The sequence below is a fragment of the Pseudobacter ginsenosidimutans genome (genome assembly GCF_007970185.1).
GTDB classification, from domain to species: Bacteria; Bacteroidota; Bacteroidia; order Chitinophagales; family Chitinophagaceae; genus Pseudobacter; species Pseudobacter ginsenosidimutans.
Genome location: NZ_CP042431.1, coordinates 5,227,460 through 5,240,601, shown reverse-complemented (window position 1 = coordinate 5,240,601; position 13,142 = coordinate 5,227,460). Strand labels below are relative to the sequence as shown.

Below are 13,142 nucleotides of genomic sequence, written 5' to 3'. Positions count from 1 at the left end.
TTAAAAATTAAATGAAAGATTGGTAGTGATCGTTCTGGGAACCGGGGTGGTCATATAAAAAGTTGATATTTCCGGATCCAGTCCTTTATAGGGCGACAGTACAAACAGGTTTTGAGCCTGAATCGAGAAGGTTGCATTTTTAATCCTGATCTTGCTGATCCATTCAGATGGGATACTCCAGGCAATGCTCAGGTTGGTCAGTCGTACATAAGAGCCATTCGTGTAATTGGCGTCGGAATACTCGATAGGACCAAGTGTTGATTTGCTGGTGGTATACCTTGGATATCTGGCAGCATCGCCCGGATTTTTCCAATGGTTGTTCCTGATTTCATTGGTTAACACAAAATTGGTCATGTCACCGGGAACAGTATTTATATACGGATCAACCCTTAATCCGTTTTTGAACGCGAAACTGGAGTGTAGCCTCAAAGTTTTGTAACTAAGGTTCAGGGAAAAGCCTCCTGTAAATTTGGGCATGGTTTCAATAGCCAGGTAGCGATCATCTGTATTACTGGTAGGGAAAGCGTTTGCGTCCTTATAGATTACTCCGTCTTTATTGTAGTCTTCAAAAGTATAGGAGCCGGTCAGCGGATCGATACCAGTGTACCGCAAAGCGAATACAGTGGAGGTGGAATAGCCAACTTTCAACTGTCCATAATAAGATGAGTTTTCAAAATCAGGAAAATGGATCACTTTATTTCTATTGCGTCCGATATTAAATCCTACATCAAGCCCCCAGTTATTTGATTGCAGCAGTCTGGCATTTGCTGAAATCTCAATACCTGAATTGCGTATTTCTGCGGGCCAGTTTTTGGCTGTTTTTTCAAAACCCGACATACGTGGAATAGGTAAAGTAGTTAACTGATTGCCGGATAGTTCTGAGTAATACACAACTTCCAGGTTCATTTTATCTTTCAGGAAACTGACACTGGCTCCTATTTCTGACTTCCTGTTCGATTCCCATTGGAATTGCTGATTCAAAGGAGTGAGCACATGGAAGGATGTTATGCCATCGTATGGATACACAGACCTTGAAGAAATCAAAGATGCGTTCTTTGACCAGCGTGACAAATACTCATAGTCTCTCATTCTGTCACTCCCGGTGATTCCATAACTTCCTCTTAACTTGAGCAGGCTTATCCATGAAGGAAGCAATGTTTTCAGCCAGTTCTCTTCGGAAACTATCCATGCCAATCCAACGGAGCCAAAGTTGCCGAATTGCTTACCAGGTCCAAAGCGCGATGAACCATCTCTTCTGCCATTCAGGTTTACTATATATTTTCTGTCCCACTCATATCGGATAATAGCTGCTGCGGAAAGGTATTTGTAGGCAATATAATTATCAGTTGGATCAACAGTGGCTGCATTGTTATAGCTTTTCAGCATGGCATCGTTGGGGAAATTCTGTGCAATGATAGTGGTACTGCGTGTTTGAGCAGATTGCCAGGTGGCAATCAATTGAACATCCAGCACCCCTCTTCCAACATTGGTTCTGTATTTCAATTGTGGTTCCACCTGCAGGTTTTTGATGGAAGAGCTGCCATAATATGCCATTGACGAGAAAGGCTGAGGCTGGATGGTTTGATCGATGGATGATGGTGGGGTGTAATTAGCGTTACTGTTATTGGAGAACTGATATCCTGCCCTGGTGGAAATACTCAATCCGCGGAGAATTTCATAACTCAGGTACATGGTATTATTGGAGAAATATGTTTGACTTTCGCTGGGCGATTTCAATCCGTTAAAAGCAAAATCAGACCTGCCCTGGATTCTGTATGGCTCAAAATTGAACTCCCCTTTTGAATTATAAATATCCGGGGCATTGGGAGCCATGTTGCCGAAGTCTTTCAGATTATATGCTTTCACTTCTGTTAGTGCCAGCGAATTGCTGAGTGTAAAATTAAATTTCTGATCAGTGCTGGTATGGTTGATGGCAGACATGAACGTACCCCGCAGATTTTTGCCTCCATTGTTCATGATCTCTTTCTGCGTAGTGTAGCTGGCAGAAAGCCTGTAAGTGGTTTGACGCATACCGCCGCTGACATCAGCATTGATAGTGGTCATAGAGCCAGTTCCGACCATGGTTTTCTGCCAGTCGGTATATTTGTTCTGATCCCATATTGTGAGATCAGGCGCATTGTCCCTGGTTGGCGTGATCCCATCATTCCTGAACGCTTCTCTTCTGATGGCCAGGTACTCTGCTGTATGCAATAGCGTTGGATAGCGTTGAATCGATTTTGTACCATTATTCACACTTAATGCAAAGCGGGTTGGTCCCTGTTTGGCTTTTTTAGTAGTGATCAGAATAACGCCATTGGAACCTCTTGAACCATAAATAGCTGTTGCATCCGCATCTTTGAGAATGCTGATGCTTTCGATATCTCCAGGATTGATACCCAGCAGCATATTTTCACCTCTGAGGGTATTCACCATTCCGCCCTGCACTGACCCTATACTAAAACCGGATCCTTCAAGCAAAAAATTTGCATTCAGGTTATTCATTGGAATGCCATCGATTACATACAAAGGGTCATTATTCGCCGAACTGTTGATAGATTTGCCTCCCCTGATCGTAATAGACATTGGAGCTGCACTATTGCCCGACACTTGTTTTACCTCTACTCCCGGTACTCTTCCGATGATGGCTTCGAGCGCTGTCATTACAGGCTGTCTTTCGATCTCTTCAGCAGTAACAGTACCGATATTGCCCGTTGCCATTCGCCTGTTGGTTTTTCCATAGGCCGTGATCTGCGTTTCATCAAGCATACTGGCTGCCTTCTTCATCGCTATGTTGATCTGGATATTGCCTGGTGCATTGTTGTTAATGGTGAAGATGCCACCGGTAACCTTTGCCACATCATAGCCTGAAGCTGTTTTTTTGAGCACCGCTTCCACCATTTCATAACCAACCATCGTGATCTGCAAAACGGGCGACTCCTCATCGGTTTTCAACTGGAAACTCCCCTTGCTATCTGTAATGGCACCATGTCCGGATTGTTTCACCCTCACCGAAGCGCCGGATAAGATTTCTCCTTCAGCAGATCGCAAAGCTCCCTGAATGATCAACGGAGGAGCTGTAGACTGAAGGAGCGCAGGAACCGGCCCTGGTTTCGATTCAGCCCTGGGACTGAGAAATATCGTATTGTATTTGATGGAGAATTGCACCGGCTGATCTTTCAATACCAGCTCCAGCAGTTCCGATACAGAAACATCATGTACGGTAATGGAAACAGGTTTTGTGTTCTTCAGAAAACTCTCATTGGAAAAAACAACAAAGTCTGTTTGTTTCTCGATGGCATCGAATACCTGTTTCAGGGTGATCGACTTCCCGGAGATAGTCACTTTCTGGGCCAGCAAATTGCCCCGGGCCTGGAAGAGTGCAGCAGTCAGTAAGAAAATAGCCAGTTTCATGACCAGAGTTTTGGTTAGGGTCCGCCGCCATTTAATACCACCTGACAGGTTACCATGTTTAAGGTGGTTCAGTTCAGGGAATAAATGGTCAGCGCACTCAAAAGCAGTTTTTGTCATACCTTTGGGTAAGTTAGTTGTGAATTAAAATGATACCAGTCAGATTATGATCAACTCAACTGTAGCCGGGAGTGGAGCAAACACTTCCGGTTTTTTTATTGATCATGCCTACATAAAAACAGATGATTGAAAAACGTTGGTCTGTTGAATGAATTGGTTATGGTTTAACGATCAGTTTTCTTCCTTCGATCATAAATTTTACTTTCGATTTGTCCAGCACTTCCAGCAGATCGTTCAGCGGAAGTTGCTTACCGATCTTCCCATAGAACTTCATTGTTGGCGGTGCACCTTCATACACAACTTCGATATTGTACCATCTTTCCAGCTCCTTCATCACTTCAACCAGGCTGGAGCCTTCAAAATTGAAAAGACCTTTTTTCCAAGCAGTGACTTTTTCTATCTTCACTTCAGTATTGATAGTGATCCCTTTTTCTTTACTGCCATTACTCAGAACCGCTACAACGGCCTGCTGTCCTGGTTTTAAGAGGGTTTCTTTTATTGTGTTGGCAGACCGGTTATGGCCTGTGGCCCTTATCATGACCAGTCCACTTTCCAGTGTTGTTCTGATATCCTGCTCATCCGGGTAGGCGTTCACATTAAAGGATGTTCCCAGCACTTCTATCCTGGCATCCTTGCCTGCCTGCACAATGAATGGCTGCTTTGCATTGTGTGTTACATCAAAATATGCTTCACCACTCACTTCCACTTCCCTTGTGTTTCCTTTGAAACTCGTAGGATATTTTATTGAACTCGCTGCGTTCAGCCAAACCTTTGTGCCGTCGGGAAGCGTGAACTGGAATTGTTTCCCTGTTGGAGTGGTCATGGTATTGTATTCCACCAGTCCTTGTTTCCCTTCCTGCGGGCGATAGCGCATAGCGCCGTCAGCTACCACCACCTCACTTCCGTTCTGTGCAGCAACAACACCATTCAGGGTTGTATCAATCACCATTTGTACACCATCTGCCAATGTAAGAACCGCGCCTTCAGAACCAGGGTTGATGATAGTGATCTGTTTGTTTGTCGGCGCCACTTGTTTATTTTCCGGTAGCAGGAAATAAAGAACCGACACCAACGATAACAGTACCACGGCAGCAGCGGCCGTCCACCGCATGATATGGATGCGCCTCAGTTTTCCGGTTGCTGACTGTTCCGGTTTGTCTGCAGCCACGGCCCTTTTGAAAACATCGTCCCATTCAGGCGTTTCCGGATCAAACCCTTTCACATCTGCCTTCCTGTTCTTAAACTGTTCAATGCCTGCGATCACTTCTCCGGAATGATCATTCCGGATCGCATCTAACAGTTCGTTCCAGTCAGCCTCTGTTGCCGAGTTCTCCGACAGTTTATTCAATAAATGATCAATCCTGTGTTCCAAGAGAATAAAGTTTAGTAAAGTGAGGAAAGGTTTATACTAATACGTACCCTGTGGAAAAGGATAGTACCTATTGGTTTGAAAAAAAACAGAGAATAAATACTGGAATGGAAATTCCGTGTGCCAGCAGGTGTTCGCGGATGCTGGATAAGGAACGTGTCAATGAGTTCTTGACAGTCTGTTCCGAGATGCCCAGGGTTACAGCGATCTCGCTGATCTTCAGATTTTTTTCCCGGCTGAGTGTATAGATCTTCTTCGCTTTTTCAGGCAGCAGCACTACTGCTTCCCTGATCAGTCGGGTGGTTTCATTGAAATCAAGTTGTTCCCACACTGCATTGGAATTATCAGAATGGCTTACCTGCTGCAATCCCGATTGCAGCTTTTCCTGGTTCTTCTGACTCCTGAGCCATTTGTAGGATAAAAAATAGGTAACCTGGAAAAGCCAGTTCCTGGGAAGGTCCACTGCTGTGAGTTTATCCCTGGAGATCCATATCTGAATGAATACTTCCTGGATGATATCTTTTGTTGCTGTTTCGGAATGAACAACACTTTTGATGGCCGAACCAATTTCCGGGAGGAATTTATTGAAGAGTTGTCTGAACGCAGCTTCATCACCTGCTGCCACCATGGCAAAGAGATCCTTGTTATCCAATTGCTGATATGTAGAAGCGCTTCCTGTCATGATCCACCAGTATCCGGAAGCATACGATGCGTTTTCCGGGACGAACTTGCATGGGTTGAGTAATAAATGCAAGAATATACTTTTTTACCATCATTACCGGGGTTTTACCCGGAAAAATTGGGGAACGCCTGTTGCGGGGTTACTGAATTTTAGGATTGGCAAAAAGAAGCAACAGCCTGTGAACATTACTGTTCACAGGTGTTTTCATTGAAGACAGCAAACTGATCTGAACAAGATTGTTATGCTTTACTCTGCAGTTGTTGGATCAATCACAGCAGCCACCTCACTGACACGGTTAGCAGGAAACCCTCCCAGCCTTGCATGTTCGCGGATCATCTCTTCATCGGGTGCGATGTAAACACAGTAGATCTTATCACCCGTTACGTAACTGTTTACCCATTGGATCTGCGATCCCATTTTGCTCAGCACACCACAGGATGTTTGTGAGATCGCCTTCAATTGTTCTGCGGACAATTTACCAGCACCGGATATTTCCCGTTCGATAACATACTTAGGCATAGTATTCAGTTTTGTTGTGAAAGATATAACCTGACACCTGTCAGGAACTGTGGGATCTGGCGATGTGCGAATGGCCGTGGAGTAGTAAAAAAATGTACCCTGAAATTACGCAATAATTCTGTAACAGAGGATTAAGGTTTCTTTTTTTGGCGACTTTCCGCAGTCATCCTGCTTGACATTTCGCAATTCATTGCTTATATTACATTTCCTCCTGCATCGCTCTCATTAACACTGACTGATTGTTACAACAGCTTGTACCCTCTCATCAATTGCTTGCGCGTTCATGAACGCAGCCATACAATCCGTTCCCCGGTTGGCAATTTTATTTTGAACTAAAACTCTTTCGTATGCAAAAGACTTTACCCTCTTGCAGGCGAATCGCCTGCCTATTGGCATTGCTTTCCTTTGTAACTGCTCTCCGCGCCCAAACAGGGACCTTACAGGTATCCGTAACCGACGGCAAAGCTCCGCTCGCAGGAGCCAGCATTCAGATCAGTCCAGTTAACCGTGGTGGTTATACCAACGCCAACGGGCGTTACAGTACAGAGCTCAATGCGGGCAGCTATGATGTATCTGCCAGTTTTGTGGGCTATACCCTGCTCTCGAAATCCGTGACCATCACCGCAGGTCAGACAGCCAGTCTCGAGTTCGCGCTCGAAGCCGGTACCACGCTGAACACCCTGGTGGTACTGGGTTCCAGGAGCCTGCCCCGTACACAAACCGCCACCCCCGTTCCCGTTGATGTGATCGATATCAAACGTATCATCGGCGATGCGCCGCAGGTAAGCGTGAACCAATTATTGAATTATATCGCTCCCTCCTTTTCTTCCGGCACACAAACAGTGGCTGATGGAACAGACCATATCGATCCCGCATCATTGCGTGGGCTGGGTCCGGACCAGGTGCTGGTGCTGATCAACGGCAAACGGCGGCATAACACCGCACTGGTGAATGTGAATGGCACATTCGGCAGAGGCTCTGTAGGCACCGATATGAACTCCATTCCTACTTCAGCAATCGACCGAATCGAGATCCTCCGCGATGGCGCTGCCGCGCAATACGGTTCCGATGCCATTGCAGGCGTGATCAATATCATTTTGAAAAGCTCTGTAAATCGGTTGAACGTGAACGTTACTACTGGCGGAAATTACACTTCCAAAGCTGACGACAACCTGGATGGCCAAACGGTTCAGACAGGTCTTAACTATGGTATCCCGCTGGGTGAGCGCGGAGGCTTTCTCAATATCGGCGGCTCATATGATTACAGGAATTACACCAATCGCTCCGGCCCCTGGATCGGCCCGATCTATCGCACTTATCCTGGTGCAGTGGATAAAACAGACAGCTTCCTGAACGCCAACAAGATCACCCGCGATGATATCCGCATGCGCGCGGGGCAGAGCCGTCTTCGCAGCGGTCAGCTCTTCCTCAACGCGAATATCCCCATGGAAAGCGGTGCAGAATTCTATTTTTTCGGAGGCCTCGGATATCGCAACGGACAAGCGGCAGGCGTATATCGTTTACCATCGGACAGCCGCAATATTCTCGACATCTATCCGCTCGGATTTCTGCCCGAGATCCATTCCGATATTTACGATAAATCACTCGCATTCGGTATCCGCGGAAACGTAGGGAAATGGAAGGCCGATGTGAGCAATACTTATGGACAGAACCAATTCATTTTCCGAGTGGAAAATTCATTGAATGCATCGCTTGAAAAAGCTTCTCCCACCCGCTTCAACGCAGGTGGTCCGGTTTTCACACAAAACACTACCAACCTGGATTTCAGCAGGCATTTCGAAGTGTTGGAAGGATTGGATATCGGCTTCGGTGCCGAGCATCGCTTTGAAAGATACCAGCTCATTGCAGGGGCAGAAAATTCTTACACTGATTATGGCCGCGCGCGAAAGATAGGCGTGAGCCAGGATGGCTCAGACATTCTCGTTCCCGATCCGAAAGGAAATATCAATACAAAATTCGGTCCGGATGGCTCTGCACGTGCGGGTGGTGCGCAGGTATTTCCCGGTTTTCGTCCTGAGAATGCCGTGAATGCCACACGTAGCGCCATCGCAGGGTATGTTGATCTGGAAGCCAGTTTCACGGAAAAATTCCTGATGGGCATTGCAGGCAGATTCGAAAACTACAATGATTTCGGAAGCACCGTCAATGGCAAACTAACGGCCAGGTATAAGCTAAACAGGAACATGAGTATCCGGGATCCGTCAGCACAGGCTTCCGGGCACCTTCCTTACACCAGCGCTTCTACTCCAATACCAGTACACTCTTTGTGGATGGTGTTCCTTACGAAGTGGGCACTTTCACCAACGACAGCCGCCCTGCAGAACTGCTGGGCATTCCAAAGCTCAAGCCTGAGAAATCCATTGCAGCCAGCGCAGGATTCACGGGCACACTTGGCCGGTTCAATCTTACTATCGACGGCTATTTCACACGCATCACGGACCGGATCGTTTATACCGATCTTTTCTCCGGAAGCAATGCGCCCGGCGCCTCTCCCATCGATCGCGAGATCTATGAGCTGCTGCGCAATGCCAATGCCAACCAGGCGGCCTTCTTCGCCAATGCCATCAACAGCGAAACAAAAGGTGTGGACCTTGTACTTACTTACAATATGAAACTGGGAGCTGGTAATCTCAGGGCAGACCTGGCAGGCACCTGGGCCAACACACACCAGGTAGGTCCCATCAAAGCATCGGAAAAACTAAAAGGGAAAGAGAATATCTATTTCAGCCAGACCAGCAGGACCTATCTCGAAAAATCAGTACCGAGAACAAAACTGAACCTGTCTCTGAATTACTCCACCGGAAAATTTTCAGTCTTCCTCCGCAACGTGTATTTCGGCTCTGTGGATGAAGCCACCAATAACCCGCTATTTTTCCAAACCTACGACGGCAAGGTGATCACTGATCTTACACTCGGCTACAGGATCAGTCGCGCTCTGCGCCTCAGTATCGGCTCCAACAATCTCCTGGATGTATATCCTGATAAAGTAGAGAACATCAACAACACAACTAATGGTCAGTTCCTCTACAGCAGAAGGGTTACGCAGTTCGGGTACAATGGCAGGTTTGTGTTTGCGAGACTGGAGTTGAATTTATAGCAGTCATTCAATCGGGAGCTGCCGGCAGACCGCATACCTGAGGAAGCTGGCAGCTCTTTCATTAATGCATGTTGATATAAGTGGATGCGCTATCGCCAGCTTTATGCACTGAGATTGCCTTGCATGTTTTACTGATGCTATCGATATCAAAGATGATCCCTTTGTTGATACCCTCATACACCAGTAATACTTTGCTCCTTGCCACAGGATCATCTACCTGTTTTATTTGATATTTCTTTTCTATTTCAGGCAGTGAAACTCCCGGAGCAATGCCATCAGCAGTTTTGAAACCGGTAGCTTCCTCCATGATCCTTTTGATGCGCCTCACTTCACTTAATCAAATTCATTGCCTTTTTGAGCACCGGATCATTTCCCTGCACTATATCCGCCGGAGTATATATTACCGGATGGTCCGGGATCAAACCTCTTCCATGCACCGGAGCCTTAGCCATAGACTCCACCCTCAACAATGGAAATTGTACCCTGATCCCCGTGTTGGGCAGCGTAAGTATCTGCATGGCAAAACCATTGCATCCCTCTTCTGTACCGGCAGTTTCACTTCCAAGAAACTGTACATTGTTGCGCTGGGCTTTAAGCGCAGCTACAAAAAGTGCAGCAGAAGAAAAAGTGGCGCCATCAATGAGAACTATCAACTTCCCATTGAACCGGTTGGTCTTTGCAGCTGCGATTGGACTGAACACCTGTCCGAATTCCGGACTGGCATTCTTGTGATATTCATCTCCTGCTTTCCGTGCAGGTATGCAGATGCGATCAAAATTCCTGGATAATCCACTGTCGAACGAACTTGCAAACCCGCTGGAGGAAGGATCAGGAATTCGTGAATACAGGTCTTTGATCATGCCGAAATCATCATTCATGAGGTAGGACAATAATTTAATGGTGATGCGCAGATCGCCGCCTCCATTATGCCGCATATCCAGTATCAGTTTCCCGATATTCTTTTTCGAGATCTCTTCAAAGCATTTTTCATAGACCAGTGTATCACCGTATACAAGCTGCCTGACTTCCAATAACGCAATCCGATTGTTCTTATGGATATAAAAACCTGTGCCTTCAGAGGTTTCGCTCCTGTCCCATCCGGCATATTTTTCAGGATCATTTTTCTTCTCTGCCAGACTTGTATCCGGCGCACCTGCGCTTATTGTTTTGGTTATTCCGCCTGAAGTGGAAATGACAACCCTGAAAGGTGGCTTCAAATGAAAATGCTTCACACAGGCATCACTGAATCCACCATACTCAGACAGGAACAGTTCCTTAAATGTGCTTACATATCCATCTCCGCAATAAAGCGAACTGCCTGCTTCAATGATCGCAGGTACGGGAATATCATTTACACTGATGATCTCATCGCCCGTAGTCAATTCCTTTATTCGGCTGTTGGTGACCCAGGCATTTTGTTTGTTTACCAATACATCGAAAGGCAGGGAAGCTGTTTGCTGAGGCGCCTGTTGATAATTGAGCGAATGCAGTAATTGGGTATGGCCACAACCCAACGCACTCAAAAAAGGGTATGCATGTAAAATGAAATCATCTTCAGTCCCTGGTTCCCGCAGAGATGAACCAGCATCTTCATACTTTGCCAAAAGACTGTCTCCGCTGATATAGATTCCGAATCCCGGATGCATTTCCTGCAAAGCAGTCCAGAGGAAGGCGAGGTCTGTCTTCATGTCTTCTACAGAAAGCAAACTGTCTTTATTTTCCGCAGATATCTTATCAATCTTTTTTTCTGGTGTACCCGAATTACATCCTGCCCCAAAGAAGCATATACTCAAACATCCCCCGATCAAATAGGTCCATCCTTTATTTCCGCTCATAGCTTCAACGATATTTATAACAATATACAACAGTTACCTTTCTTGCTGATGGGGAATTCGCTTCCAAAACTCCACAGGGAGACAGTCTTCTGAGCATTCCTTCCGGAGCCATTTCCCTGGCACGATAATTTTGCTCCTGCTTCAAAAAACATATGGACAGCATCAATCGCCAGCAACAGGAAAATAATCATGAGGACCTGCAGGGCCGTGAAGCGGGAAAGAAGATCAAAGAGCTGATAGAAAAAGCGAAGACCTGTTTCTTCTGCACCGGGATCAAAACAGGTTCCGCATTCAATCCCAGGCCGATGACCGTTCAGAAGGTGGATGAAAACGGTACCTGCTGGCTGCTCAGTGCTACCGACAGCCACAAGAATAAACAGATCGAAGAAGACCCAATGGTTCAGTTGCTGTTCCAGGGATCCGCTTATTCAGATTTCGTAACGCTGTATGGTCAGGCATACATCAGTACAGACAAGGCACTCATCGATGAGCTCTGGGAACCTATTTTCAAAACCTGGTTCACGGAAGGGAAAGACGATCCCCGTATTTCAGTGATCAGATTTGAACCCGATGAAGGTTATTACTGGGATACCAAACATAATCAGCTTGCAGGCTTCGCGAAAAGACTGGCAGGCGCCATCATGGGCAAAACCCTGGATGATTCCATTGAAGGACAGCTCAGCACCTAGAGCGGTCCTGTTTTTACCGTTCAATAACCGGAACTGACCGGAAAATAAGCGGATTGCATAAAGCTGGCAGGAAAGTACATCTTTATATCATCAACATTGATTTCAGCAGGGGTCGATCTACATAGGGCGCCGTCCGTTACAGGACGGCTTTTTCAATTATCTTCCGGAACAATCACAATACCTCGTTCCTCCAGGATCTGAAAAACCGGAAAGAACTCCATTGGATAGGTTCAGCCCTGCCAGGGCTAAAATTCCAAGACTGGTGAGTGTCCGGTTATCGCAGTAAGATCTTTTCCCGTTTCAATTCTCCCCCGCTTCTCTGCAGCGTCACAACCTGCAAACCTTTGGGATAAGAACCCGCCGGGATCACAATCATATTACTGCCAGGATTAAGCGAATGTTTTCCTGTGTACAGTCTCGAGCCGGAAGCGCTCACCACACTGATCATTGCATTCTCCTGCGATGCCGACTGCACCTGTATCCTGAAAATAACAATAAGGCACAACCGAAATAGAATTGTTTTAGCATAAAGTAAGAATTTACTGGTGCGATAAATAGAAATACAGGACGAGCTAAAACATGATGGAAGGGGCGGTCAGCAGGGACCAGGGAGGGATAGCAATATATTAAACCTTTACAATATTTAATATCAATTAATTACGACTGCACAGATTTCTTATGTCCTGGAAAAGCACTTACGCTATATTAAATTTTCATGATCACATTGAAATAAATTGTATTTTGGCCGGACTGCAAGTGAACACCCCTAATGCCAATAACGACCCGGGTCACCATGAGGATCTTCAGGAACAACTGTTCCAGGAGCTATTCCGTGAATATGAGCAACGCCTCTACGTGTTCATCATGAAGATCCTTCGTTCCGATGCTACAGCCAGGGATATCATTCAGGATGTGTTCCTGAAATTATGGATCATCCGCAGCAAACTTCCGGATATCGAGAACATCAATGCATTCCTTTACAGGCTTACTGAAAACCGCGTCTACGACCACTTACGCGCAACCGCCACCCGCAAGGAATACCGTCAGGCATTGTGGGAACAGTTGCAGCGCGCCAACAACGGGGAAGAGCAGCTTCTGGAGAAAAAAGAATACCATAGTATCATCCGCGATGCCATCAAACAACTCCCTCCCCAGCGCCGCATCGTGTACCTGATGAACAAGGATGAGGGACTGAAGCAAAAAGAGATTGCAGATAAGCTCCAGCTTTCTCCCAATACTGTGCGCAATCATCTGGCCGAAGCCATCAAACAGATCGGGTCCTACGTTAAGCGGAATATTTCCGGATTCCTTTCCATTCTTCCATAATTCTGAACTGCTGACGCCTGTACCGTTTCCAGCCCGTATTGAACAGGATACGGTTATCATTTCTGGTCATTCAAAA

The 13,142-nt window shown here is 46.3% G+C and carries 9 protein-coding genes and 2 pseudogenes; 4 read left to right on the top strand and 7 right to left on the bottom strand.

Going from position 1 to position 13,142, the window contains the following annotated elements; translation table 11 throughout:
• The 4 genes from FSB84_RS20585 to FSB84_RS20570 form a co-directional block, all read right to left on the bottom strand.
• Positions 1-3,411, bottom strand: a complete 3,411-nt coding sequence (locus tag FSB84_RS20585; RefSeq protein WP_158644032.1) for a SusC/RagA family TonB-linked outer membrane protein — start codon at positions 3,409-3,411, stop codon at positions 1-3.
• A gap of 274 nt (positions 3,412-3,685) precedes the next feature.
• Complete coding sequence (locus FSB84_RS20580) at positions 3,686-4,900, bottom strand: FecR family protein (RefSeq protein ID WP_130539762.1); 1,215 nt, start codon at positions 4,898-4,900, stop codon at positions 3,686-3,688.
• Between the two features lie 67 nt (positions 4,901-4,967).
• Complete coding sequence (locus FSB84_RS20575; protein WP_130539761.1) at positions 4,968-5,651, bottom strand: RNA polymerase sigma factor; 684 nt, start codon at positions 5,649-5,651, stop codon at positions 4,968-4,970.
• A 174-nt stretch (positions 5,652-5,825) separates the two neighbouring features.
• Positions 5,826-6,098: a DUF4242 domain-containing protein gene (locus FSB84_RS20570; RefSeq protein ID WP_130539760.1), complete on the bottom strand. Its 273-nt coding sequence runs from the start codon at positions 6,096-6,098 to the stop codon at positions 5,826-5,828.
• A 347-nt stretch (positions 6,099-6,445) separates the two neighbouring features.
• Here FSB84_RS20570 and FSB84_RS31195 point away from each other — a divergent pair.
• Positions 6,446-7,123, top strand: a pseudogene (locus FSB84_RS31195) (carboxypeptidase regulatory-like domain-containing protein); the annotation flags it as partial.
• 1,250 nt (positions 7,124-8,373) lie between these two features.
• A pseudogene (locus FSB84_RS31190) lies at positions 8,374-9,216 on the top strand (TonB-dependent receptor domain-containing protein); the annotation flags it as partial.
• 61 nt (positions 9,217-9,277) lie between these two features.
• Here the strand turns inward: FSB84_RS31190 and FSB84_RS20560 are convergent.
• Together FSB84_RS20560 and FSB84_RS20555 are read right to left on the bottom strand one after the other, a co-directional pair.
• Entirely contained in the window at positions 9,278-9,523 is a 246-nt protein-coding gene (locus FSB84_RS20560; RefSeq protein WP_130539758.1) for a hypothetical protein, read from the bottom strand.
• A 22-nt stretch (positions 9,524-9,545) separates the two neighbouring features.
• Entirely contained in the window at positions 9,546-10,922 is a 1,377-nt protein-coding gene (locus tag FSB84_RS20555; protein WP_158644031.1) for a S41 family peptidase, read from the bottom strand.
• 281 nt (positions 10,923-11,203) lie between these two features.
• On the opposite strand from FSB84_RS20555, the gene FSB84_RS20550 reads away from it, so the two are divergent.
• The gene (locus FSB84_RS20550; protein ID WP_130539756.1) at positions 11,204-11,740 is read left to right on the top strand and encodes a pyridoxamine 5'-phosphate oxidase family protein; all 537 of its coding nucleotides are present in this window, start codon (positions 11,204-11,206) and stop codon (positions 11,738-11,740) included.
• 274 nt (positions 11,741-12,014) lie between these two features.
• Here the strand turns inward: FSB84_RS20550 and FSB84_RS20545 are convergent, their stop codons facing one another.
• On the bottom strand, positions 12,015-12,245 hold the full coding sequence (locus FSB84_RS20545) for a hypothetical protein (RefSeq protein ID WP_130539755.1): 231 nt from the start codon (positions 12,243-12,245) through the stop codon (positions 12,015-12,017).
• 236 nt (positions 12,246-12,481) lie between these two features.
• Here FSB84_RS20545 and FSB84_RS20540 point away from each other — a divergent pair, with 236 nt between their 5' ends.
• Positions 12,482-13,066 carry an RNA polymerase sigma-70 factor gene (locus FSB84_RS20540; RefSeq protein WP_158644030.1) on the top strand — a complete coding sequence of 195 codons (585 nt, stop codon included), beginning with the start codon at positions 12,482-12,484 and terminating at the stop codon, positions 13,064-13,066.
• Positions 13,067-13,142: the final 76 nt, after the last annotated feature.